This window comes from Anaerotignum lactatifermentans, from assembly GCF_014982935.1.
Classification (GTDB): domain Bacteria; phylum Bacillota; class Clostridia; order Lachnospirales; family Anaerotignaceae; genus Anaerotignum; species Anaerotignum lactatifermentans.
Map to the genome: position 1 here is coordinate 1 of NZ_JADCKK010000036.1, position 25760 is coordinate 25760.

Sequence of the window (25760 nt, forward strand, 5' to 3'; positions counted from 1 at the left end):
TATAATAACCATCGAATCAAAGCAAAGTTAAAGGGCTTGCCACCTGCAATTTACAGACAACAAGCCCTTCTGGCTTCTTAAACAATTTTAATTTGAAAATATTGTCTAACTTTTTGGGTTCAGTTCAAAGAGGTGTTTTTTCAGCTTTTTTAATTTAAAAATGTTGATATACCAAATCTTTCAACCTTCACACTGTTTAATGAAACCAAATCTCATCTTTTTTAGCTAAATCAAACAAATTACTATTGATAAAACAATTTCTGGAAATTGTTTTCAAAGTGGTTAACTCAAAAATTCATTTATAATGGCATTGACAACAGATACTCTTAAAACCAATTCTAAAGCTAAATTAGCGGATTTTATTTTTAACCAATAATTTTTTATTACCCTTATACCAAAACTCTATATACAGCCTTAGAAAGGCTTAAAATATATATAATAAAAGTGGTGATGGATCTATAATAAACAAATAGATGCGAATAGCAAGCATTCAACAATCAAAATATAGCTGATCGTAGCTTCAGAAGTACGTTCCTTATAAGTATGATCATATTGAGCCTAAGTATTCTCGTAATATTGAAAAAGGTAATTAGAAAATCAATAAAAATTTATCTTTTATAAACGATAAAATTAAAGAAATAAATCACTTATTATTCTATAAACGATAAATATGAGAAGTGAATCATTTTCAAGATATACAAAAACAAAGAATATATATTAATCACAAAAAAGACTTTGCAGTGACAACCAACTATTTATAAAAACAAAAAAGAGGTGTAAAACACCTCTTTTTTTATCATCCCATTTTACCCTTTTTTATGAAATCCAAACCAGATATTACACTCAAATAAAACAAAAAAAGAGATAAAAAACATGTTATTTTTTTATCTCTTTTTTAAAACCAGAAAAAACTTTGATATATCAAGGTTATTCAGCCTTTATATTTTTTATAGAAAGTGATATTCATTTGACAGCCCATAGCCAAACTATAAAACTTTTTGTGTTTGCCGGTTTCCGCAAAATATCTGTCGTTTTCCTGACGAATCTCGCGGATATATTCCATTTGCCGCGCCAGTTCCGCTTCCGCAGGCAGGGCAGTTGTTCTTTGTCTTTCCATGGAATTTCCTTTCTATATTGTTATTCTGCGCACAACAAAAATTGTCCGCATTTGGATTTAGTATACCACAATACGACTTGTTCCTCAATGGCAAATTCCCAGAAAAAACGGTTTTTTCTCATACATTATAAGGAAAGAAATGTAACGGAATTACCGTGTTCCTCAATGATCTGCACCAGATCAGAAAAAGCAAGAAAAACGGAAGCCGTATTGTCATTGGGATGTACGCCAATGGCATCCAGATTGCGGAAATCTTCGTCAAAAATCACTTCCACTGCACAGTCTGTATCATTGAGAATGCCAAAAGGTGTTACAGAGCCTTTCGTCAGTCCCAGATATTTCATGAGGCGTTCTTCTGAAGCAAAGGAAAGACGACCTGCGCCAATTTTTTCACCCAAGCTTTTCAGATCTGCCTGCTTATTTTCACGGATGACTACCAGAAAATGGCGTTTGCCTTTGTTATCCCGCAGGAACAGATTTTTGGCAATATCTTCTTCTTTTTCCAGACCAATTTCCAGCATTTCATCAATGGTAAATACTGCTTTATGATCAAACCATTCATAGGAAATCTGTTTTTCATCCAAAAACTTTCTCACATCTTCTTTCTGATACATATGCGTACCCCCTTTTTCTCTCAATGGCTTCATTATACGGTTTCCGGCATGAAATGGCAATCTTTTCCCGAAAAAAGGGGAATTGTTCACAAATTGTTTACATTCTCTACATACGGCATTCACAGTCATTTTGTATCCTATAAGTGTCCAAAGCAAGGGCAAAGCAAGAAGACATAGTAATACATACCCTCCCCTTTTGAAAAGAACCCGCTTCCCTCGGGTTCTTTTCCTTGTTTAGATCCCCCTCATACTTTATTTTACATATAGCAAAAGCATCGGATGGCTCAGGGGCTGCTTCATGAGAAAACAGCCGTCACAGTTTCCGATGCTTTTTTACATTAAATATCCAGTTTCATATCGCCAAAACGAATCCAGCCTTTTTTCCGCATGATTTCGGAAAAAATAAAAGACAAAATGGCAGGCAGTATAAAGTGGAGCAAAAGAATCTGGAACAAAAGCAATCCTGCACCTCTGCTGCCAGCCATGGTCTGCCATGTCATAATCTGGCCCACCAAACCACTGGTACCCATGCCACCGCCGGCGGGATTATTTTCCATCTGAAAAACCACCGTTGCCAAAGGTCCCAAAATAGCTGAAGTCAGCGTAGGCGGAATCCAAATCAAAGGATTTTTCACAATGTTAGAAATTTGCAGCATAGAAGTGCCGATGCCCTGTGCCAGCAGCCCATCCCATTTATTTTCCCGAAAGCTGGCAACAGCAAAGCCAATCATCTGCGCAGAACAGCCAACGGTAGCCGCACCAGCAGGCAGACCAGACAATCCCAAAATAATGGACAACGCCGCAGAACTGATAGGCAGTGTCAACGCAACACCCATAACTACAGAAATGACAATCCCCATGAGGAACGGCTGCAAATAGGTTGCTACCCGAATCCAATCCCCCAACTGCGTCATAGCTGCGGACAAAGGAGGACCAATGAGTGTTCCAATACAGCCGCCCACACCAATGGTCACCACAGGGGTTACGATGATGTCCACTTTTGTTTTGCCGGAAACCAGACGCCCGATTTCCAAACCAGCTAATGCTGCAATGAATGCCCCCAGAGGGTCACCAGCGCCGCTGAGAAGCATACCGCCTGTTTCCGGGAACAATGTCCCATTGGCAAAAGCTGCGGCGTTTGCGCCCAAAAGACCTGTCACAGCAGAGGAAAACACAACCATCCGTGGCGCTTCCATAACATAAGCTGTACCAACACCAATGGCTGCCCCTGTACACATAGTAGCAAAATTACCTAATGCCACAATGAACATCCCCACATCGCCGCCGATAAATGTCCCGATTTGTTTGATAATCAAACCTACAATCAGCGTGCAGAACAACCCCAAAGCCATCCCATTCAGACCATTGATAAAATAGCGTTTGAGTATTTTCTGCCAAATTGTATTTTTTTCCACGAAATATTCCGCCCCTTTCAAGGTGTATATACACCTATATTTACATGAGTTGTATGGTATCATATTCCGTCAAAAAAAGCAAGACATTCTCTTCATACATTTTTATCAAAAAAAGGATAAACGCCCTTTTAAAGAGGTTTATCCTTTTCATTTCCATATGATTTATTTCAGCAGATATCCAGCATTTTGCAGTTCCGCACAGATTTCATCCAATGTCTGTTCATCTTCTGCGGCAATGGTATGGCTATGTACGCCATTGGTCAGTGCCAATAAGGGCATACATCCTGTTTCTTCCGTTTTAGCCAGAAAATTCTGGATATCTCTGCGGCTTTTGATCCGTAAAGATTCTCCAACACTGCCGTATATGGGATGATCCACATGGGTATTCAATATATATCCGCCCAAATCTACGATCAGCTGCATTTCATCACCAATCTGTTCTCTGTTGTGACATACACGGATTTCTCGTCTATGTAAACCATCTGTTTCTTTCTGGAGCAAATACCCTTTTGCTGTCGCAAGCAAAGGCAGTCCTCCCGCTTTGATCATTCCCATATCCTTTACGATGACCTGACGAGTCACGCCAAATTGTTCCGCCAATTGACTGCCGCTGATGGGTTCTTCCTGTTTTTTCAGCAATTCTATGATTTTCTGCCGCCTTTTTTCGCTTTCCAAGGGTATGCCTCCCTTCCCTTATGATCACTCTCTGCTTCAAACATATTATCACAGAAAACAAAACTTGAAAAGTCTTTCCCTTTCCATTCTTTTCCAATCGAAACTTTTTTACAGCCCCAGATTTTCATGAATGAGAATCACTTCTGCATCCATACCCATCATAGGTTCCCACAGAACGACCATTGCTCTGCAAACCCGTTCTGGACTTCTGCAATCCTGACATCCATTTCCTGTCACAACGCAGGGTGTCTTTTTTCCGAACTGTGCCGCTCTTTGAGGTGCCGCAATATTTCTGGCACGGGCAACAGCCTTTTCAAAGTCCGGTTCCAGCTTATTTTCACCAATGACATAATAAACTTTTTGATGCCCAAACAATGTGGATGCCACACGATTGCCAACGCCGTCAATATTGATGATTTCTCCTGTTTCCGCCAACGCATTGGCGGAAGTCAGGTATACGTCTGTCTGCATAGCTGCCTTTCGTGCCATATCCTTATCCTGTTTCCAGTGCCAATAAACGGTATTATGGCTGGAAAGCATATCATACAGTCCCATCACATCCAATGTAGCAGAACCGCCAAAGCCAACACTGACGCCATCAATTTCTCCATTGAGATAGTCTGCCGCTTCTTTTGCTGTTGCAAATTCTTTGACAGCATATCCACGTCTTTTCAGATTTTCTGCTACCTTCCCAAAATCAGCCATTATGACTCCTCCTCTTTCTTCTCTTCCTCATGCAATACAACAGGAATCAGAGATGCAGCAATTTTGCCTTTCCCTCTTGTTTTTACATAGAAAAATCCAATAATAGAAAAAACAACTGCCCCAATGAAATTTACCATCAAATCTTTCATGGTATCAATGAGACCAATATCCACATATCCGCCCGGGAATTCCATCCAGTCCTGTCCATTGACCACTAGACTGGTGATGGGTTCACGGACAACATTGTTCAGCCCTGATGGATTCAGCAATACAGAATTAACGCTTTGCACAAGAAAATCCTTCTGCATATCCGTATGTAAGAGCTGATCCATAGAAAATTCAAAAAATTCCCACAAAACGCCTACGGTCATGGAAAAACAAAAAGCAACAATAGATAAAAATAACGGAGATAACCGAAATGTCATCCGTTCACTGCGGTTGAACAAATCCACCAGACAAAATCCCACTGCTGCCACCAAAAAACCATTGAGTGTATGAAGCATGGTATCCCATCCGGGAATCAGTGTATAGAAGGAATTGATCTCGCCCAAAATTTCTGCTGCAAAGATAAAGCAATAGATAATTCCTTCCATAACTGACGGAATATCAATGGCTAGATGCTTTTCCAGAAAAATAGGCACGCAAAACAAAACCAATGACAAAATGCATACAAAAGCATTTTCATAGCTTCCCATAATAATAGAACGTACCAAAACCAAAATAATCAACGCAGACAAAACACCGCGAATGGTCAAACGGCGTTTTGTACGTTTTGACATTTTTTTATGATCCAAACAGAACACATCCTTTCTTTGCCATATTTCTTAAATAAACAGGAAGAAGAAAAATGGCATGGTCAATATGCTCAAAGCTGTTGAAATAAAGATATAACGAGAAGCTGTTTTTTCATCGGCTCCATACTGGGCTGCCAAAATGGCACAATACGCACCGATTGGTGTCGAAAGCCCTACAATGACAACGCCCAAAACCAGCTGATCTGTGATAAAAGGACGCAGCATCAGATAGGCTGTCAGTGGAACCACAATCAAACGAATGATAGAAATCACATACGCCCAACGATCATAAATCATTTCCTTCAGGTGCATCCGTCCCAAAACAGCACCGATATAAATCATTGCCAAAGGTGCAATCATATCCCCAACCATTTTCACAGTACCGCCAATGGCTTCCGGCAACTGGATATTGCCAATAAACAGAATCATACCAATGATAATGGCAATATTCACTGGCAATTTCAATAACTGACGCAGAGAAATTTCCACTGGATGGCTGCCATCGCCATATCTTCCAATAATCCAGATCCCAAGTGTATAAGATGCCAGATTAAATGCCGCAGTGGCAAATGCGCAGTAAAATACGCTGTTTCCGCCAAAGATCATAGAAATGACAGGTACACCCATGAAGCCAATGTTAGCAAACATACAGCTGAACACCCAGATACCCAGATTCATATGAGGCACACGGAAGAGCTTGCCTGTTCCGAAGCCGACCAACATGCCCCAGATATGCATGATCATACAAGTTACAAAAACCACAATACCTTTCTGCAGCAATTCCGGTGTATAAGACAGCTGCATGGATGAAATGATGAAACAAGGCACAACAATTTTTGTCAAAAATCCAGAAAACTTATCAATAAAACAATCATCAATGATATCCTTTTTCTTCGCAAAGCAACCAATCAAAACCAGTAAAAAAATGATAATCAATTTATTTACTGCTGTTATAAATACTTCCATTATCCATCTCCTTTTCCTTTCTATCTCTTCATAAACTTCCCCATATTCTTATTATTTTATCACACTTTTCCTGATACGCAATATTTTCTCAAATTCAGAAAACAATACAGAAAAAATCTCCGAACTGCATGATTGTTCGGAGAAATTCTAACTATATATGCATCACCATCATCAAGATTGTAATGATCAAAAGGCTGAATGGCAGCATAAAAGAATTGAGCACTGCGGCAACAGAACGGTTATATCCGCAACGTTCTGTATACACAGGAGCAACGCTCAAAATAGGTCCAAAAACCACCAGTGCCAAAACCTGACGGTACAACAGCGGCAGCGGCAAACAGAAATAAATGATCAAAGCAAATGCAATGCCTGCAATCAGACGAATAGAAATGACAGAAATCATATCTTTTGCTTCGCTGCGTCTGATTTTTGGTTCAAAGAGCAGACCAATGAGAAACATTGCCAAAAAGGCATTTGCTTCTCCGATCATCCCTGCCACAGTGTAAACAGGTTCCGGGAAACGCAGATGCAATCCTGCCATGACAATCATCAGTAAATATGTAACAAAAGGCATGGAAGAAAATAGTGTTCTGACAATTTCTTTTTTATCCATCTGTCCTCTGCCCTTTGCTACCGTCATGGCAATGGTAAATGTACCGCCAAAACACATCATGGCATTGCTCACATCAAACATGCAAATAATGGCAACTGCTTCTGCATCGAAAAAGCTTTGCAGATACGGCAGTACGCAAAGCCCTAGGTTGTACCCTGCGCAATTGATTAGAAAAAAGGCACGTCTTGCACCATTCATTTTTCTTGTCAGCAAAAGCACCAGACCAATGACGGCAAAGTTTGTCAAAAAACCCAGACCAATGGGCACCAAATGGGTCTTGCTTAATGTCAGTGTCGCAAAGTTATGGATAATGGACATGGGCAGCGTAATCTTCAATACCAGATTTGCCAAAACCCGGCTATCTTCTGCCCGAAACAATCCAACACTTTTGAGTATAAATCCCAGTGCAATGATCAGCAGAAAACCTGCAGCCTTTACAATGATCGCTTCCATCCCACAGTACCTCCCCAACAGATAATCCACAAAAAAGAAAATGGATAAAACCCTGCTTTTGCAAGATTTTATCCATTATTTCCTACCCGAAAATTGATTAGCTCAATTTTGCTTTTGCTGTGTTTACCAGTGTTGTGAAAGCAGCGGGATCAGATACAGCCAGTTCAGCCAGCATTTTTCTGTTGATGTTTACATCAGCCAGTTTCAGACCGTGCATCAGTTTGCTGTAAGAGATGTCGTTCATTCTAGCTGCTGCATTGATTCTTGTGATCCACAGACTTCTGTAATCTCTCTTTGTCTGTTTTCTGCCTGCGAAAGCAAATGCCATTGCTTTCATTACAGACTGTTTTGCTACTCTGTACTGTTTGCTTCTAGCGCCACGGTAGCCTCTAGCCAGTTTCAGTACTTTTTTATGTCTTTTTCTAGCGTTCAACGCGCCTTTTACTCTTGCCATGTTAAAGTCCTCCTAAAAAATATCCTCGAAATTATGCGTAAGGTAACAGTCTCTTTTTCACGCTGTTCAGAACAGTTTTGTCTACTGTTGTAGCGTGTCTCAGATTTCTTTTTCTCTTTCTGGACTTTTTACCAAGAATATGCTGTGTATTGGATTTCTGTCTTTTCAGCTGACCTGTTGCAGTGATTTTGAATCTTTTCGCTGCTGCTTTTTTTGTTTTCAACTTAGGCATTTCGTATTCCTCCTAAAAAACCATTTTGTTTACTGTTTTCTGCCGGCTTATCAGCCTTTGGGCGCCAGGAACATTACCAGGCTTTTGCCTTCCATCTTAGGTTCTTTGTCAATCACGCCAAATTCTGCTGTTTCTTTTGCAAAGTTTTCCAAAATCAACATACCCGCTTTGGAATGACCGATTTCACGACCTCTGAAACGGATGCTTACCTTAACTTTATCCCCGTTTTTCAAAAATTCGTTGGCCTTCTTGACCTTAACCTGAACATCATGGGTATCGATACTGGGGGACAAACGCAATTCCTTTACGTCCACTGTTTTCTGTTTCTTTCTCGCTTCTTTTTCTTTTTTCGCCTGGTCGAATTTGTACTTACCGTAGTCCATAATTCGACATACGGGCGGTTTTGCTGTCGGTGCGATTTTCACCAGATCCAGCTTTCTTTCGTCAGCGATTTTCTGGGCGTCTCTGGAAGACATGATGCCGAGCTGTTCGCCATTTTCGTCAATCAGTCTAATTTCCTTGTCCCGAATTTGTTCGTTAATCATTAAGTCAGTAATAGCCAAGCACCTCCTAAAAATTTTTTGAAATATTCCCTTTTCGGCTGCATAAAAAATAGCGCCGGAAGAAATCCGCCGCGCACACAGAAAAACAGAGGAACCCCTGTTTTGTACTACTGTATTAACCTTATCAGCCCATGCCATAAGGTGAGAAGCGGAACTTCTTCTTTGTTACCTGAGAAATTATATCACGCATTTCTCTTCGCGTCAATGTTTTTTTCAAATATTTTGAAAAAACAGAAACCCCTGATGCACAGGGGCTTCTGCTGAATGCTTTATTTATCAATCCAGAGCTTTTGTTCTAACTTCTTCCTGGATTCTTGCGATAACGTCTGCCAGATCCATCTGACCTTCTTCGCCGTTCTTTCTGGAACGCAGGGAAACTTTGTTGACTGCCTGATCTTTTTCACCAACTACGATGATATAAGGCACTCTTTCGTTTCTTGCTTCACGAATCTTATAACCGATCTTTTCAGCTCTGTAGTCTGTCTGTACACGGATACCAGCTGCATCCAGTTTGTCAGATACTTCTTTCGCATAATCGGAGAATTTTTCGGAAATAGGCAGTACTTTTACCTGAACAGGAGCCAGCCATGTAGGGAACTGACCCGCAAAGTGTTCGATCAGGATACCGATGAAACGTTCGATGGAACCGAAGCATACACGGTGAATCATAACAGGACGTTTTTTGCTGCCGTCTGCTGCTGTGTATTCCAGTTCGAATCTTTCGGGCATCTGCATATCCAGCTGGATTGTACCACACTGCCATGTTCTGCCGATGGAGTCTTCCAGATGGAAGTCGATCTTAGGACCATAGAATGCGCCGTCGCCTTCGTTTACTGTGTATTCGATATGGTTTTCTTCCAGCGCGTTGCGCAGACCGTTTGTAGCGATTTCCCAATCTTCATCGGAACCCATGCTGTCTTCAGGTCTTGTGGACAGTTCGATATGATATTTGAAGCCGAACTGTTTGTAAACGCCGTCGATCAGGCGGATAACGCCACTGATTTCGTCTTTGATCTGTTCAGGTGTCATGAAGATATGAGCATCGTCCTGGTTGAAGCAACGAACACGCATCAGACCGTGCAGAGCACCGGATTTTTCATGTCTGTGTACCAGACCGATTTCACCCATACGGATAGGCAGATCTCTGTAGGAATGCATATCCTGTTTGTAGATCAGCATGCCGCCGGGGCAGTTCATAGGTTTGATTGCATAGTCTTCATCATCGATAACTGTTGTATACATGTTATCTTTGTAGTGTTCCCAGTGACCGCTTCTGTACCACAGGTCTCTGTTCAGGATCAGAGGTGTAGAAACTTCTACATAGCCTGCTTCTTTATGGATCTGTCTCCAGTAATCCAGCAGTGTATTTTTCAGTACCATACCATTAGGCAGGAAGAAGGGGAAACCAGGACCTTCTTCAAGCATTGTGAACAGTTTCAGTTCTTTGCCCAGTTTTCTGTGGTCACGTTTTTTGGCTTCTTCCATCATTGTCAGGTAAGCTTCCAGTTCGGATGCCTTCGGATAAGCTGTACCATAGATACGGGACAGCATTTTGTTCTTTTCGCTGCCTCTCCAGTAAGCGCCTGCTACGGATGTCAGTTTGATTGCTTTTACGGGTTTTGTGCTCATCAGGTGAGGACCTGCACACAGATCTGTGAAGTCACCCTGTTTGTAGAAGGAAATCACTGCATCTTCAGGCAGATCCTGAATCAGTTCTACTTTGTAGGGTTCTTCTCTTTCTTCCATGTATTTGATTGCTTCTGCACGAGGCAGTTCAAAGCGTTCGATAGGCAGATCTTCTTTTACGATCTTCTTCATTTCAGCTTCGATAGCTTCCAGTTCTTCAGGTGTGAAAGCTTTTTCTTTATCGAAGTCATAGTAGAAACCGTCTGCAATTGCAGGACCGATTGCCAGTTTTACTTCAGGGTACAGTCTTTTTACAGCCTGTGCCAGAATATGAGATGTTGTATGACGGAAAGCGATTTTACCAGCTTCGTCTTCAAATGTGCAGATGCTTACTTCTGCATCTTTGTCTACTACATAACGCAGATCTTTTACTTCGCCGTCAACGATACCTGCACAAGCGTTTCTTGCCAGACCTTCGCTGATGGATTTTGCGATATCCAGAACGGACATTGCGCTGTCAAATTCTTTTACTACATTGTCTTTCAGTGTAATCTTCATATCCAATCTCTCCTTTTGCATGTGATTTTTTGCTTTGGAAAGTGCGATTTTTTTGCAATAAAAAAATCCCGTCCACTTTCCTTTCGGAAAAGGGACGAGAGTTATAATCTCCCGCGGTTCCACCCTTATTGTTTAGAAAACCACTCATTTTGACGATAACGGTGTCGGCCGTGCCGGATTAGGGCCACTCGGAGGTGGTTTTCGTACTCTTCTCAGGTGCAGGATACTCACAGCCACGACAGAAACTCTGCCGAGATATCCCTCTCTGACCACCCGAAAAGGACTACTGTCCTCGTCGACGTTTATATATCAGATTATATCACACAAAAATTTGCTGTCAACACTTTTTGCAAAAATTTCGCAGAAGATTTCCGGGAGCTAAAAAACATACATTTTCACCTCAGAACCACTTGTTTTTCTTAAAAAAGGCAATGCCAATGGCAATAAAAGCCACAGAAAGCAGGATGACCATCAAGTAACCATGTTCCCATCCATACTCCGGCATCTGGAAATTCATGCCGTACCATCCTGCAATGAGGGTCAAAGGCAGAAAAATGGTTGTTACTACTGTAAAGACCTTCATGGTAGTATTCAGACTGATATCCACTTCCGCTTCATAGGATTCCCGAATCTGTGTCACAGCTTCCCGCAGGTTCAGTACATTCTGATAACTGCGCTCCATCCTTCTGGAAAGCATTTTAAAAGACCGCAGTGTTTTTCCGTCAAAAATGTTATTCTCATTTTCAGTTACCACATCCAGCAGATTCAAAAACTGCTCATAATACCGCTTCATAAGCATGAGACGTTTCCGCAGATGGATGATTTCTGACACAAAATTCTTCTTCTGGGATGTAATAAGCGCCTGTTCCAATTCCAAAATTTCTTTTTCAATTTTATCAAATGCCACTTCTTCTTCCTTTGTCTGGGTTTCCAGAAAAAGATAAATCAGCCGTTGGAAAGAAATCCGCTCTCCTAGCCCTTCGGCGCAATCCCGCAAAACGTGTCTGACGTGTTGGGCTTTAGAGGTGAAAAACAATGCATAATTTTTTTCCAGATAAATAACCACACTGCCGTGGCTAATGAGGACATTGTGGAAGTCCGGCATTTCCAGACTGATGCAGTCATAATTTTCAAAACTGTCATAACGAGCAAAACCAAAGCGTCTGGCATCCTCCAGAACACGATAAGATATGCTCCGCAGACGCGCCTGCTCCTCCATCATATCATACGTAAAAATGCCGATGTACGCCCGATTTTCCGGCTGTTCCTCTACAAACTGGTAGCCGCTTTCATCAATCTGTAAATACACTGCTTCCACCCCCTCCTGCATTTCACATTATTTAAATTTTACTGCTGTGCCGTACGCCATAACCTCTGCTGCACCCTGCATGATGGCACTTGTGGAAAAGCGAATGCCTACAATGCCGTCTGCCCCCAGACGTTTCGCTTCTTCTTCCATTCTCTGCATGGCAATGTCTCTGGCTTCTTCCATCATTTCTGTATACCCCTTTAATTCACCGCCTACAATGGATTTCAGACCCGCGCCAAAGTCTTTGCCAATGTTTTTGCTTTGAATAGTGGCACCTTTTACCAAGCCTAAAACATCGTATTCTTTACCCATAACTAGTTCTGTTGTTGTCAATAACATATCCATTCGCTCCTTTCTTTATACCGTGCTTTTTTTCATCATATCACACAGTTTTTAGAAAAGAAAACATTTTATCTTACAAAAATATAAATTCTTGACACCACGAATAAGCAATAGTAAACTAAAATTAGTTTTAGTTAACTTTTAAAAAAAAAGAAAAGAGGTGAACAAAATGAAACAACACCGTTTCTGGGCTTGGGCAATGCTGTTCTGCGGATTTATGGCATTCTACACCGGTTATAAACACAAATAATTCTCACTGCATCATGAAAAATTCATGGTGCTTTTTTAAACATTCCAAAGACAAACTGCCGCAATTATCCAAATACATCCTGTCACAATGCGCACTTTCCGCCATCCTTTGATTCCCTGCCAATATCCATAAGCCAAACCAAAAACAGAAGCTAGAAATAAAATCAAAAAAATTTCCAATCCATACCAAAAGATTTTTCCCATACAGTAAATGGCTGCACAACCTACGCATAAAAACATCAGACCATGTTTGAAAGCATATTGAGCAAATCCCTCCACGGACCATGGATGAATACAGCTTTCCTCCAGTCTTTTTTCCCGTATGCCAAGAAAAATCATCGCAAAACCAAGAACAGTAAAAATCACACTTCCTATTTTTGCTATATTATCCAGGTTTCCAGAAACTGAGAGGAAATCCGTCCACTTCCATAGGCATACCATTCCCAGCAAAAACAAAACAAGCTGTACTGCTGCGAAAATTCCTCCCAGCAGAATGATTTTTCTTTTTGTTAAGTTCGCCTGAATGGCACCGGCAGCAATAGACAGCCGAAAAGCTTCCAATGCCAATCCACATAATACCAATACATAGATCATCATGGACATTTCCTCACCCCATTTCTTCTTCCCAGTATAAAGAAAAAGACCACATCTTACAGATGCAGTCTTTCATTGCTGTTTTCATTTATCATACAAAACTGTATATTTGTTTATGCTTTCTATACAATAAAGCACTTTTATCTATTTTCCTTTTCTTCACCGGAAACCTCTTTCACAACATCTTCAAAAGAAACGGTGATCAGTGACCAATGGGCTTTTTCCACTTCTTCCGCAGAAATGGGCATACCACTTTCCAGCCACTTCATCAGCAGAAACGTTTCTGCATTGGCATAATATTCTGCTAAAATTTCCGGACGGAAAAAATGAGGCACTGTTTCTGGGAAAGGTGTGCGTTTTGCAAAAACCTTCTGAATCAATGTAACAAATGCATGGAAAACGATTTCACGAAAAGAATTCTGTCCTTGTATTTTCACTGCACGCACATAAAAATCCTTTTCTTTTTCCATATTGGCAAGCATCAGGCGAATGCCCTCACGAAATAAACCTACATCAAAAAGCTGTTCTCCCGGGCGGATGATTTCTTCCGTGAAAATCCATTCCACCAGATCATACTTATCTTTGAAGTGGTTATAAAATGTTGGGCGGATAAAACCTGCCGCATCCGTAATGTCTTTGATGGTAATTTTTTCAAAACTATGGTGCAGCATCAGCTTTTTCAAGCTCTCTGCCAATATCTGCTTCGTCATTTGCGTTTTTTGATTCACCGGCATCACCTCAATTCCGCAGAATACCGATTCAGTATACCTTATTTTAACAGAAAATGCAACTTTCCCCAAGTCATCACGTATTTCCTATAAAAAATGGACAAGGTGTCATACACCTCGTCCATTTCCAGTTTTCTAATCATCGAATAACGGGAGGGAATCCCACTTTCTTCTGAACTTTTGTCAATGTTCTGGCTGCCAGTTTGCCGGCACGTTCTGCACCGTATTTGATCACTTCGTCCAGATAATCTTTGTTCTTTTCCAGTTCTTTTACACGTTTCTGAACAGGCTCCAGTTCTGCTACTACAGCTTCACCTACAGCTGTTTTGAATGCGCCATAGCCTGCACCATCGAATTCTCTTTCTGCTTCTTCCATTGTTTTGCCTGTGCAAGCACAGTAAATGTTCAGCAGGTTTGTGATGCCGGGTTTATCTTCACCGTGGCGGATTTCGCTGCCGGAGTCAGTCATGGCACGTTTTACTTTGTTCATGATGACAGCAGGTTCATCCATCAGCAGAATGGTGTTGTTTTTGTTTTCATCAGATTTGGACATCTTCTTGGTAGGTTCCTGCAAAGACATGATTCTTGCGCCAACCTTGCCGATATATGCTTCAGGAATCTTGAATGTTTCGCCGTAAATGCCGTTGAAACGTCCTGCAATATCTCTGGTAATTTCCAGATGCTGACGCTGGTCTTCCCCTACGGGTACCAGGTCTGTCTGGTACAGCAAAATATCAGATGCCATCAATACAGGATATGTGTACAAACCTGCATTGATATTGTCTGAATGTTTTGCAGCTTTATCTTTGAACTGTGTCATACGGTTCAATTCACCCATATAAGTGAAGCAGTTCAAAATCCAGCCCAGTTCTGCGTGCTGAGATACATGAGACTGATAGTAAATAGTATTTTTTTCAGGATCGATGCCTACTGCCAGATACTGTGTCAACAGATCCCTTGCCTGCTTGCGCAGTTTCACAGGGTCCTGACGAACGGTGATAGCGTGCATATCTACGATACAGTACAGGCAGTCATAATCATCCTGCAAATTTGTCCAGTTCTTCAATGCACCCAAATAGTTCCCCAAAGTAATCATGCCAGAAGGCTGCATGCCACTGAATATTCTTTTCTTTTCTTCCACTTTCGTTTCCTCACTTTCTATCAAAAATTATTTCTTTTCGTCAAATTCGGCATCAATATATCCGTCATCAACGGGAATGACAAACACGCATACCACGTAAACGATTAAGCCAATGAACCCGCTGGTCAGCAAAGATACCAAAACCCAAATCAGACGTACCAGTGTTGCGTCGATATTGAAGTATTCCGCCAAACCGCCGCAAACACCGGAGATTTTCACATTATTTTTAGAACGATATAACTTCTTCATATTCAAAACCTCCTGTTTATTTTTTCTTTAAATAATCATGTTCCAAAAAACTAAAGTATTGGTTTTCCGCAACAATGATATGGTCTGCCACTTCTATGCCGATTTCATGTAGAATTCTTGCCATACGTGCAGTTAATTCCACATCGGAAAAAGATGGCATCAGCGTTCCACCTGGATGGTTGTGCATCAGGATCACAGAAGAAGCCTGATAACGCAGGGCAGCTTCCACCACCAGTCTGGGATGCACCACAGATTCATCTATCGTGCCTTCCGAAATCATGCATGTGTGTATCAATTGCTTCCGATTATCCAAGCATACGACATAAAATCGTTCATAATGATAATGGGAAAGCAGATCTACAGCAAAAGCGCCTGCGCGGGAAACAGAATCCAAAACAGGTTTATCCCGCCATTTTTCCTGCTGCAAACGATGTGCCAACGCACTTTGCAAAACCAACAGCACTGCTGTACTTTCTTTTACACCACATCTGCGGCTGATGTCCGCTGGATCTGCAGAAAGCAGCATAGAAAGTGTTCCAAATTCAGCCAACATCTTATGCGCCAGCGGATTCACATCTCCCCGCGGCACAGCATAATACAGCAATAATTCTAGTAATTCATGGTCTGCAAAACCCTTCGCACCTTCAGCCAAAAATCGCTGACGCATGCGCTCCCGATGCCCCTTATGCACATTTTCGCTCATTTACTTCCCTCAATTTCCAGATATTTTGTCAGCTCGCCAAAATTACCTCCATAAATGATTTTCAGTAATTTTTCCAGACGACGCAGGCACTTTTTCACCAGTTCTTCTGTGATAACGCCTTCATCCAGCATATCTGCCAGCTCTGCCAAATCAACAACCTTTACAAATCCCGAATCGTAAACAATGACATCTGCCAACAGGTCTGTAAAAAGATAGCTGTTTTCCTGGGCATCATAGGTAGTATCAATGATATCACAATAATAATATACCAATTCCTCTTGATCATTCAGAAACTTACTGACTTTATAGCCGTCTTCCAAAAAATAACAGGATACACCGTGGCTGAATTTTGCCTTTGGACGAAAAACATTCCATTTTGTGACGATTACCTTTTCATCCTGATAAACTAAAATATCATCCCGCAGCAAAATGGTTTCCTGCGGCATAAAACGTTTTCTATATAACACCGGGTGTCCCATACGCTATCCCCTTTTCTATTACTCTGTAAATGGCAGTACATCACAAATGGAAACCTCTGAAGGCTTTGTCCGCAGCGGACCAAACTGAGGTACAATGCTCTGGAAATGTGCTGTTGCACGATGTTCCTCCAGTGCCTTCATGTCCTGATATTTTTCTACAAAATAATAAACACAGGCATCAGCCTGGTCTGCAACCAAATCATAAGCAATGCAACCGGCTTCTTTTCTTGTAGCCAAAACCAGTTTTTCCGCCAGTTCTGTGAATTCTTTCTGCTTTCCTTCCATTAAGGTGTTTTTTGCAATCAGCATAATCATATTGCATCTTTCCTTTCTTCATGCTGTTCGCCATGATACATATATGAAATTATAATGAATTTTTTAGAAAAAAACAAGGCAGCAAAGAAAAATGTATAAAAAAATAAAACCCTGCTGACCAAAGCCAGCAGGGTTTTCGTACAACCTGTAATTTTATTTTTTATGAAATTAGATAGGCAGTGTTTTGCCTTCTTTTTTCCAATCATGGAATTCAGCAGCTGCTGTAAACAGTGCGTCTGTGGAGGAGTTCAGACCTGTTTCGCAAGAGTCCTGAACAACGCCGATGATGAAACCTACACCTACAACCTGCATTGCGATGTCGTTACCGATACCGAACAGGGAGCAAGCCAGAGGAATCAGCAGCAGGGAACCGCCGGCAACACCGGAAGCACCACATGCGGAAATTGCTGCTACAAAGCTCAGCAGAACTTTCATTGCCAGAGGTACTTCCATACCCATGGTATTTACGCATGCCAGTGTCATAACTGTGATTGTGATCGCTGCACCTGCCATGTTGATTGTTGCGCCCAGAGGAATAGAGATGGAGTAGTTGTCTTCATCCAGACCCAGGGATTTACACAGGCTCATGTTAACAGGGATGTTAGCAGCAGAACTTCTTGTGAAGAAAGCTGTTACGAAAGATTCTCTCAGGCATTTGAATACCAGTTTGTAAGGGTTCTGTTTGATCTGAGTGAACACGATGATAGGGTTCAGGATCAGAGCAACAAATGCCATACAGCCAACCAGGATAGCCAGCAGTCTGCCGTATTCTACGAAGATTTCCAGACCGTTTGTGGAAACTGTTGTGAATACCAGACCCATGATACCGAAAGGAGCAAAGCTGATTACCCATCTAACTGCCTGAGAAACAGCTTCAGAGAAATCGAACAGTGCTTTCTTTGTTGTATCAGATGCAGCTTTCAGAGCCAGACCGAAGATAACAGCCCAAGCCAGGATACCCAGGTAGTTCGCATCAACGATGGAACCCAGAGGGTTTGCTACGATGTTTGTCAGCAGGTTTGTGAATACTTCTGCCATACCGCCAGCTGCTTCGTATCCTTCAGCAGCTGCAACGTCACCCAGAGGCAGTGTTACATGGATGAAATGGCAGGCAATTACCGCTACTACCGCTGCAAGGAATGTACCTATCAGATACAGGATAACAACACGACCCATGGTTTTGCCTCCGCCTTCGTTACCGCAAGCCAGAGCTGCAATTACCAGGAAAAATACCAGTACAGGCGCGATTGCTTTCAGAGCGCTTACAAACAGAGTACCCAGAATGCCGATTCCTGTTACACCAGGAACAGCCAGACCCAGGATAGCACCCACAATCAAGCCACAAATAATACGTTTTACTAAGCTAATGCTATTCCACTTACTAAGAATGTTTGTCATGATTATGATTCTCCTATTAAATTATAAATGTTCAATATTGCGTTTTGTCAGGTTGTACGAACTTAATATTGAAAGTATTTTTGCCTCCCCTTTTATTGGCAGCAACCAAATACTTTTTCACAAAGCTTTTTACCTGTCGGTGTTACAGCCAGACCGCCTTCTGCTGTTTCTTTCAGTGTAGAAGACATAGCATCACCGATTTTCTTCATTGCAATAATAACTTCATCGGCGGGAATCGCACTTTCAATTCCTGCCAGCGCCAGTTCTGCCGCAACAAATGCATTGGCAACACCAGCTGCGTTTCTCTTGATGCAGGGGATTTCTACCAGACCTGCAACAGGGTCACAAACCAGACCCAAAATATTTTTCAATGCAATGGCGCATGCATGTTCACACATCTTAGGTGTACCGCCACAGATTTCTACGATAGCAGCAGCTGCCATAGCGCTTGCTGCACCGCATTCTGCCTGACAGCCACCTGCTGCACCAGCAATGCTTGCGTTGTTTGCAATGACCATACCCACAGCAGATGCTGTGAACAATGCCATTACCACGTCTTCATTGGGAATGTTTCTGCTTTCGGAAATGGTCAGCAGAGCAGAAGGCAAAATACCACAGCTGCCTGCTGTAGGCGCCGCAACAATTCTGCCCATACAAGCATTGGTCTGAGAAACAGCCAGTGCTTTTGTCATGGCATCCCCAAAGATTTTACCGCAGATATTTCTGTTTTCCTGTACTGCACGCATCATTTTGTATGCGTCGCCGCCAGTCAAACCACTTGCGGAACGTTTGTCTGGATCCAGACCTTCCTCTACAGATTCACGCATAACCTCTAAAGAGCGTTCCATCTGCGCGTACAGAGCTTCTTCTGTGCTTTCTGTAGCTTCAGCCTGTTCACGCAGGATGATTTTGGAAAGAGGTTCGTTTGCCTGTGTTGCTGCTGCAACCAGATCTGCCAAAGAATCGTATTTAAACATAGTTTCACCTCTCTCCTTAAATTGCTTTCAGAATGGTGCAGGAGAAAATATGAGGATTTTCCAGAATTGCATCCTGCACGGATTCATTGATATCACCATCGATTTCGATGGTCATAACAGCCGTACCGCCCTTGTGGTCTCTGCACAGAGAGAAGCCATGAACGTTTACGCCTTTTTCTGCCAAGATTTTTGTAACAACCGCAATCATACCTGGAATATCCTGATGAGGGATTACCAGTGTATCAGATTTCCCGTTGATGGAAACTGCGGTGCCATTGATTTTATTGATGACAATGTTGCCGCCGCCAACAGAAGCGCCCTGTACCTGTGCAGTTCTTCCTTCTGCATCTTCCAGAGTGATTTCTGCTGTATTGGGGTGAGCACCATCGATATCTGCTTCTTCAAATTCGAATGCCAGACCTTCTTCTTTTGCCACATCCATGCTGACACGAATGCGTGCATCATCTGTATCCATACCCAAAATGCCCGCAATAACCGCTTTATCTGTACCATGTCCTTTGTATGTTTTCGCAAAGGAACCACTGAAACGGATATGGGCTTTTACAGGTGTCGCGCCCAGAATGGACCGTGCATACTTACCAATACGCACAGCACCAGCTGTATGGGAACTGGATGGACCAATCATGATCGGACCGATAATGTCAAATGCCTGTAACATAATATCCTCCCCTATTCATTCTTTTAAACCTTCCCAGAAATCTTAAAGTTTTATTAAAATCTTAAGATTTTGGTCACTACAATTATATATGATAAAATTCTACAAAGTCAATAGAAATAGCAAAAAAAGTTTACAACGGAAGGACATTTTCATACATTGCTCAAACATTTGTCTTTGTACGAAAGACAGTACAAAAATTTTTATGATTTCTACTAAAAATACTATGTCTTTTTTTGCCAATTCTCCCAAAATTATAAACTAATTTAATTTTACCAATTGATTTTTTCTATTGTTTCATAAAATTCATTGTTACTTTTTGACTGCAATAAAAAAGTGATAAAACCGAAATATCAGGTTTTATCACTTTTTTTGTTCAAAATTAACCTTTTACAACTTCATCTTTGGGCAAAAGTACATGTAATACAATTGCAACAACTGCTGCAGGCACAATGCCGGAACCACCAAAGATCAGCTGCAGTGCCTGAGGTGCTTTTGCCAAAATTGCGCTGTTTGCGCCAATACCATAACCAACGCCCAGTGCTACAGACAGAATGGTCAGGTTTCTAGGTGTCATAGGTTCTTTTGTAACCAGCTGGATACCGCTGACTACGATAGAGGAAAACATCATAACTGCTGCGCCGCCCAGAACAGCCTGAGGCATGATGGAAACCAGTGCACCCAGTTTGGGGATCAGACCGCACAGAATCAGGAATACTGCACCTGTAGCCAGCGCCATACGGTTAACAACTTTTGTCATAGCAACCAGACCAACGTTCTGGCTGAAAGAAGTGTTTGGCAGTACACCGAAAATAGCAGCAAAAGTGGAGCCTAAACCGTCACAGATAACGCCACCGGACAGTTCTTTGTCAGTTGCCTCTCTACCCATACCACCTTCCATAACACCGGAGATGTCACCAACAGTTTCTACAGCTGTTACAACGAACATGATCAATACCGGTACAATGGCTCTCCAGTCAAAAATGATCTTCACTGGCATCAGTGCAGGTACTGCAAACCAGCTTGCTTCTCTGACTTTATCCCAGTTCAGCACCCAAGCCTTTGTGTATTCCACGCCGTCTGCTGTCACACCTGTTGTAGGCAGTACAAAACCCATGATGAAAGCAACGATATAACCAGCAATGATACCGATCAGAATAGAAGATGTGCTTGTAAAACCTTTTGTGCCATGTTTTACAATCAGGATAACCACCAGTACAAATGTAGCCAGCAGCAGGTTTTCAATGGAACCATAGTCTGCTGCGCCGCTGCCGCCGCCAAAAGAAGCGATACCAACGGAAATCAAAGACAGCCCGATGGACAATACAACGGTACCTGTTACAACAGGCGGGAAAAATCTACGCAGGGGTTTCAGGAAAAATCCCAGTACGCCTTCCATCAAACCGCCGATAATGGATGCCCCCATAATAGCACCGTAAGCAATAACACCGCCGCCCATATTGGCAACGACGCTGTTAAATACGCCGATAAAGCCGGAACTTGTCCCCATGATAATGGGTACCTTCCCACCAACGGGACCGATGGCAAAAAGCTGAAGCAATGTTACCAAACCTGCAACCAACATAGCATTTTGCAGCAGGCTAACCTGCAGATCCGCAAATTCACTGCCAACGCCCAAACCACATGCGCCTGTGATGATCAGCAATGGTGTCAGGTTCCCTACAAACATGGCAAGTACATGCTGCAGTCCCAGTGGAATTGCCTGACGCAGAGGCATTTTTCCTTCAAAGGAATATGCCGTTCCAGATAAAACTTTTGTGTCTTTCATAGTCCTCTTCCCTCACATACCTTTTACTTGAATTTTTACCAAAACTCATTTTATTTGATTTTTCGACAAATGTAAACACTTGTCATAAAAAAATCCTGTTTTTCTTTTTCCACAAACAGGATTTCTTAGCTTTTTATGGGAAATATGCCCTTTTCCGTAACCAGAAAATCCCCTTTTTGGTCAAAAGTTTCTGACGGAATTTCATCCAACATCAGTTTTTCTCTGCAAATTACAACACGAACGCCATTGCATCTTTCCAAATATCTATCATAATATCCGCCGCCATATCCCAACCGATTACCTTTTCTGTCACAGGAAAGGCACGGCAGGATAATCAGATCAATCTGTTCCGGCATCAGCACCTTACATTCTTCCTTCGGTTCCATAATGCCGAATTTTCCCACTTCCAAATCTCCTTCTTTTGTAATGATATATGCTTCCATATGTCCTTTTTCCAGACATTTTGGCACGGCTACTTTCTTATGATGTTTCCATGCATACTGAATGATGGAATGGGTATCAATTTCCGACGGTGTACCAACAAAACAAAATATGGATTTTGCTTTTTGAAAAACTTCCATTTCACACAAAAAAGCAAAAATCTTCTGACTGGCTTCTTCATTATATTCTTTCGTAAGCACAGCTATTTTTTTCTGTATTTTCTTACGGCATTGCTTCTTTTCCATTTTTTTATCCATATTTTACGCCTCCTTCTATATAGAAAAGAATCCAAAACACCACAGCGTTTTGGATTCCTCATTCTTTATGCAGCAGACTTCCGCAGTTCCAGAGCCACTTTTTCTTCTCTCCGGCGCAGGATGCCACTCATACATTTCAAATATACCAATACAGATACCCCTGCACTAATCAAGTCAACAGCAGGTTCTGCAAAAAAGACATTCTCAATCCCAAACAGCAACGGGAAAATCATCATTGCCGCAAAATAGAGCAGCTTTCTGAATGTAGAAAGTACAATGGAATATTTAACTGCAGACAAACCTGTAAAGCCATCCACAATGGTATACTGCACAGCCAGAGGCAAAATCATCAGTGTCATAATCTTAATGGCCTTCATAGACAATTCCATATAAAAGGCATCATTTGTAAACAGTCTTACGAAATATGATGAGAAAACATGTGCCACCACCATCATCACAGCTGTAAAGATCAGGCAAAGAATCAGTGTATATTTCTGTCCGCTTCTGACACGATCCATCTGGCAAGCACCATAGTTAAATCCCAGAATTGGCTGTGTAGCCCCTGTCATACCGCCCATAGGCAGTGTAACCATCAGGAAGAAGCTCTGTGCAATGGTATTGCAGGTTACCAGCTGGTCACCATATCCAGGACCGCCATAATGCTGCAAAACCATATTCATGGCAATGATCAATCCACTATCCAGCGCCACAATAATAAAAGGAGAAAGCCCTGTCAATAAAACTCGAAACATCAATGTCCGGTTATAGCCGCCAAAAGTAATGCGTACTGGCGGTCTTCTGCCGAAAAGGAACAGCAGTACAAATGCACAGGATACCATCTGCGCAATGACTGTTGCCACGGCGGCACCAGCTACTCCCATATTACATCCAAAAATAAATACAGGGTCTAAAACGATATTTGTAATTGCCCCCACAACGACAGACATCATAGCGATTTTAGAATATCCCTGACAGATGATGAACGTGTTCATCCCCATGGATAATATAGCAAAAATACTACCTGCCGCATAAATGGTCATGTAGGTATTTGCATAGGGAAACGTCACTTCACTGGCACCAAACAGCATCAGCAATGGCTGCTTGAACAAAATCACCAGCAGGGTAATCACAACTGCCATGACAATCATCATCAGAAAACAGTTTGCCATGATCTGAGAGGCACCCTTTCGGTCATTCTCCCCCATTTTGATACTCATCAATGGAGAGCCACCAATGCCAACCCACATAGAAAAGGAAGTGATGAGGGTAACAATCGGTCCGCAGATCCCAACACCAGCCAGTGCCGTGGCGCCAATCTCTGGAATATTCCCAATGAAAATTCTATCCACAATGCTGTACAACACATTAATAAACTGTGCCAACATCGCTGGTATGGCAAGGCGTACTACCAATCCTGCCATGCTGTCTGTGCCAAGGTTATTTTCTCTGCGCATACGGCTCCCTCCATCCCTGATTTTTGCAATAGAAACGGATAAAACATAACACATTCCCATATCCGAAGTCAACCATTTTTCCAAAAAGAAACATGCCTTTTTCTGCTGAAAAATATCGCTGTTTACCCGTGAAAATTGGTGAAATTCCTTTCGGAATTCTCCTTGACATTTACTGTCCCACCCCTTATAATGATATAGCATTCACGGAATGCTTCGTTTGATACACTAACGCTAACAAGGGTATATTCTTGTTAGCGTTTTTTTTGCAAGGAGGATTTTATGGAAAACAACACATTTCTGGAAGGAAAAATTGCTGCGCCCCTGATTCGTTTTGCAATCCCACTGATGATGTCGCTGGTACTACAGGCTTTATACGGCGGCGTTGACTTGATGGTCGTAGGGAAATTTGGTACCACCGCAAGCATTTCCGCTGTTGCTACCGGCGGACAGGTCATGCAGGCAGCAACTGTCATCATTACTGGCTTAACCATGGGTGTAACGGTACTGCTGGGGCAAGCCATCGGTGCAAAAAAACCGGAAGAAGCTGCCCATATTGTTGCTGGACAGATCAAACTGTTCACCTGCATTGCTTTGCTGATTACAGTGGTTCTTGTTTGTTTTGCAAAACAGGCATCTCTGCTGATGCGTGTTCCCGAAGAAGCCCTGCCCGAAACCATTACTTACATTCGCATTTGTGCTTCTGGTATGATTTTCATCACCGCTTATAACTCTGTCAGCGGCATTTTCCGTGGTATGGGCAACTCCAGATCTCCATTTTTATTTGTATTGATTGCCTGTACCATTAATATCATTCTGGACTTTGTTTTTGTTGGGCTGTTCCACATGTCCACAGCAGGTGCGGCACTGGCAACGGTCATTGCACAGGCAAGCAGCTTTTTCTTCTCCATTGTTTATATGAAATACACCAAAAAGCGTCGCCTGCCCTTCCGCTTGAAACTTTCTGACTTCAAGCAAAAAGGCGCTGTCCGCAGAATCATTTCTTTGGGTCTGCCCATTGCCGCGCAGGATTTTCAGGTAACGGTATCTTTTTTGATCATTACATCCATCCTCAACTCTCTGGGGGTTGTTGCTTCCGCCAGCGTCGGCATTGCGGAAAAACTTTTTGTTTTCCTTGCGCTGGTACCCATGAGCTTCATGTCTGCCCTTTCCGCTTTTGTTGCGCAGAACGTTGGGGCAAACAACATCAGCCGCGCCACAAAGGCATTCTTTGTAGCAGTAAGAATCTCTTTCTGCTGTGGATTCATGGTGTTCCTGCTGACATTCCTGCAAGGAGATTTTCTGGCGTCTATCTTTACCAATGACCCGGAAGTTATTGCATCCACCCAGTTATATCTGAAAAGCTGTTCCTTTGAATATCTGCTGACAGCCATCAACTTCTGTATGCTGGGCTATTTCAACGGCAGAGGCAGAACAAAGTTTGTTTTGCTTCAGGGGGTTTTGACCGTATTCTTGGTACGTATTCCCCTTTCCTATTTCCTCAGCCGTCTGCCGGGCACGAACCTGCTCATCATTGGTATTGCGGTACCTATGTCTGCCCTCTTTGAACTGCTTTTGTGTATTGGCTTCTTTATCAAATTACAGAAAGAAAAGAAAGTGGTTATGCCCTAACTACAGGAAATATAAAAGGCACGAAATTCCAATGAACAGGTCCAGTAAAAACGGACAATGACAAAAAGCCCCCTTATGTAGGATAATAGAACTACATAAGGGGGTCTCGCTATGTCCGGAAAAAAAGGAATGAAAAAGTATCCAGCGGGGATACGAGAGGAAGTTGTATCACGAATCAGAGCAGGAGAAAGTCAGCGTGCTTTAAGTCAAGAGTATGGGATTAGTCGATGGGCAATTCACTGCTG

Annotated in this window: 29 protein-coding genes; 2 read left to right on the forward strand and 27 right to left on the reverse strand. The window is 42.2% G+C overall.

Features of this window, described 5'->3' with window-relative positions:
* Positions 1–81: IS3 family transposase (locus tag INF29_RS15080; RefSeq protein WP_330608303.1), on the forward strand; the 81-nt coding region annotated here is incomplete at its 5' end.
* 850 nt (positions 82–931) lie between these two features.
* On the opposite strand, the gene INF29_RS09475 is transcribed toward INF29_RS15080, so the two are convergent.
* From INF29_RS09475 to INF29_RS09605, 27 genes are all read right to left on the reverse strand, one after another.
* Positions 932–1117, reverse strand: coding sequence for a hypothetical protein (locus INF29_RS09475; RefSeq protein WP_193486264.1), 186 nt, complete (start codon positions 1115–1117; stop codon positions 932–934).
* A 125-nt stretch (positions 1118–1242) separates the two neighbouring features.
* Positions 1243–1731: a prolyl-tRNA synthetase associated domain-containing protein gene (locus INF29_RS09480; protein ID WP_087989013.1), complete on the reverse strand. Its 489-nt coding sequence runs from the start codon at positions 1729–1731 to the stop codon at positions 1243–1245.
* A gap of 338 nt (positions 1732–2069) precedes the next feature.
* The gene (locus INF29_RS09485) at positions 2070–3146 is read right to left on the reverse strand and encodes a PTS transporter subunit IIC (protein ID WP_281713767.1); all 1077 of its coding nucleotides are present in this window, start codon (positions 3144–3146) and stop codon (positions 2070–2072) included.
* A gap of 162 nt (positions 3147–3308) precedes the next feature.
* Complete coding sequence (locus tag INF29_RS09490; protein WP_087989015.1) at positions 3309–3821, reverse strand: transcription repressor NadR; 513 nt, start codon at positions 3819–3821, stop codon at positions 3309–3311.
* A gap of 108 nt (positions 3822–3929) precedes the next feature.
* Positions 3930–4526: a lactate utilization protein gene (locus INF29_RS09495; protein ID WP_193486270.1), complete on the reverse strand. Its 597-nt coding sequence runs from the start codon at positions 4524–4526 to the stop codon at positions 3930–3932.
* A complete protein-coding gene (locus INF29_RS09500) occupies positions 4526–5320 on the reverse strand; it encodes a hypothetical protein (RefSeq protein ID WP_306531115.1) in 795 nt (264 codons plus the stop codon). Before INF29_RS09500 ends, INF29_RS09495 begins: the two co-directional genes overlap by 1 nt.
* A gap of 30 nt (positions 5321–5350) precedes the next feature.
* A complete protein-coding gene (locus INF29_RS09505) occupies positions 5351–6286 on the reverse strand; it encodes an AEC family transporter (RefSeq protein ID WP_193486272.1) in 936 nt (311 codons plus the stop codon).
* A 151-nt stretch (positions 6287–6437) separates the two neighbouring features.
* Complete coding sequence (locus INF29_RS09510; protein WP_193486275.1) at positions 6438–7352, reverse strand: AEC family transporter; 915 nt, start codon at positions 7350–7352, stop codon at positions 6438–6440.
* Between the two features lie 97 nt (positions 7353–7449).
* Positions 7450–7806, reverse strand: a complete 357-nt coding sequence (rplT, locus tag INF29_RS09515) for a 50S ribosomal protein L20 (protein WP_022254957.1) — start codon at positions 7804–7806, stop codon at positions 7450–7452.
* Positions 7807–7837: 31 nt separating this feature from the next.
* Complete coding sequence (gene rpmI, locus INF29_RS09520; RefSeq protein WP_022254956.1) at positions 7838–8038, reverse strand: 50S ribosomal protein L35; 201 nt, start codon at positions 8036–8038, stop codon at positions 7838–7840.
* Positions 8039–8088: 50 nt separating this feature from the next.
* Entirely contained in the window at positions 8089–8583 is a 495-nt protein-coding gene (infC, locus tag INF29_RS09525) for a translation initiation factor IF-3 (protein WP_054329437.1), read from the reverse strand.
* 294 nt (positions 8584–8877) lie between these two features.
* A complete protein-coding gene (gene thrS / locus INF29_RS09530) occupies positions 8878–10785 on the reverse strand; it encodes a threonine--tRNA ligase (protein ID WP_087989018.1) in 1908 nt (635 codons plus the stop codon).
* Between the two features lie 400 nt (positions 10786–11185).
* Positions 11186–12094, reverse strand: a complete 909-nt coding sequence (locus INF29_RS09535) for a magnesium transporter CorA family protein (protein ID WP_193486278.1) — start codon at positions 12092–12094, stop codon at positions 11186–11188.
* 27 nt (positions 12095–12121) lie between these two features.
* Positions 12122–12433 carry a YbjQ family protein gene (locus INF29_RS09540; protein ID WP_072848600.1) on the reverse strand — a complete coding sequence of 104 codons (312 nt, stop codon included), beginning with the start codon at positions 12431–12433 and terminating at the stop codon, positions 12122–12124.
* Positions 12434–12721: 288 nt separating this feature from the next.
* On the reverse strand, positions 12722–13282 hold the full coding sequence (locus tag INF29_RS09545; RefSeq protein WP_193486280.1) for an MntP/YtaF family protein: 561 nt from the start codon (positions 13280–13282) through the stop codon (positions 12722–12724).
* Between the two features lie 137 nt (positions 13283–13419).
* Positions 13420–14007, reverse strand: a complete 588-nt coding sequence (locus tag INF29_RS14935) for a TetR/AcrR family transcriptional regulator C-terminal domain-containing protein (protein ID WP_159432850.1) — start codon at positions 14005–14007, stop codon at positions 13420–13422.
* A gap of 139 nt (positions 14008–14146) precedes the next feature.
* Positions 14147–15148: a tryptophan--tRNA ligase gene (gene trpS / locus INF29_RS09555; RefSeq protein WP_159432851.1), complete on the reverse strand. Its 1002-nt coding sequence runs from the start codon at positions 15146–15148 to the stop codon at positions 14147–14149.
* A gap of 27 nt (positions 15149–15175) precedes the next feature.
* The gene (locus INF29_RS09560; protein ID WP_087989023.1) at positions 15176–15397 is read right to left on the reverse strand and encodes a PspC domain-containing protein; all 222 of its coding nucleotides are present in this window, start codon (positions 15395–15397) and stop codon (positions 15176–15178) included.
* Between the two features lie 16 nt (positions 15398–15413).
* Positions 15414–16100 (reverse strand): RadC family protein, encoded by a 687-nt coding sequence (gene radC, locus INF29_RS09565; protein WP_072848612.1) that lies wholly within the window; start codon positions 16098–16100, stop codon positions 15414–15416.
* Positions 16097–16579 (reverse strand): DUF402 domain-containing protein, encoded by a 483-nt coding sequence (locus INF29_RS09570; RefSeq protein ID WP_193486283.1) that lies wholly within the window; start codon positions 16577–16579, stop codon positions 16097–16099. The genes radC and INF29_RS09570 overlap by 4 nt, the downstream gene beginning before the upstream one ends.
* A gap of 18 nt (positions 16580–16597) precedes the next feature.
* Positions 16598–16894 carry a putative quinol monooxygenase gene (locus tag INF29_RS09575; protein ID WP_072848619.1) on the reverse strand — a complete coding sequence of 99 codons (297 nt, stop codon included), beginning with the start codon at positions 16892–16894 and terminating at the stop codon, positions 16598–16600.
* Between the two features lie 168 nt (positions 16895–17062).
* Positions 17063–18292 (reverse strand): serine/threonine transporter SstT, encoded by a 1230-nt coding sequence (gene sstT, locus INF29_RS09580; RefSeq protein ID WP_193486286.1) that lies wholly within the window; start codon positions 18290–18292, stop codon positions 17063–17065.
* 92 nt (positions 18293–18384) lie between these two features.
* Positions 18385–19269 (reverse strand): L-serine ammonia-lyase, iron-sulfur-dependent, subunit alpha, encoded by an 885-nt coding sequence (gene sdaAA / locus INF29_RS09585; RefSeq protein WP_087989029.1) that lies wholly within the window; start codon positions 19267–19269, stop codon positions 18385–18387.
* Positions 19270–19285: 16 nt separating this feature from the next.
* On the reverse strand, positions 19286–19948 hold the full coding sequence (sdaAB, locus tag INF29_RS09590; protein ID WP_072848626.1) for an L-serine ammonia-lyase, iron-sulfur-dependent subunit beta: 663 nt from the start codon (positions 19946–19948) through the stop codon (positions 19286–19288).
* A gap of 379 nt (positions 19949–20327) precedes the next feature.
* Positions 20328–21734 (reverse strand): uracil-xanthine permease family protein, encoded by a 1407-nt coding sequence (locus INF29_RS09595; RefSeq protein ID WP_193486288.1) that lies wholly within the window; start codon positions 21732–21734, stop codon positions 20328–20330.
* Between the two features lie 125 nt (positions 21735–21859).
* The gene (locus INF29_RS09600; RefSeq protein WP_193486291.1) at positions 21860–22432 is read right to left on the reverse strand and encodes a 5-formyltetrahydrofolate cyclo-ligase; all 573 of its coding nucleotides are present in this window, start codon (positions 22430–22432) and stop codon (positions 21860–21862) included.
* 65 nt (positions 22433–22497) lie between these two features.
* Positions 22498–23886: an MATE family efflux transporter gene (locus INF29_RS09605; protein WP_072848630.1), complete on the reverse strand. Its 1389-nt coding sequence runs from the start codon at positions 23884–23886 to the stop codon at positions 22498–22500.
* A 279-nt stretch (positions 23887–24165) separates the two neighbouring features.
* On the opposite strand from INF29_RS09605, the gene INF29_RS09610 reads away from it, so the two are divergent.
* A complete protein-coding gene (locus INF29_RS09610; protein WP_072848650.1) occupies positions 24166–25515 on the forward strand; it encodes an MATE family efflux transporter in 1350 nt (449 codons plus the stop codon).
* Positions 25516–25760: the final 245 nt, after the last annotated feature.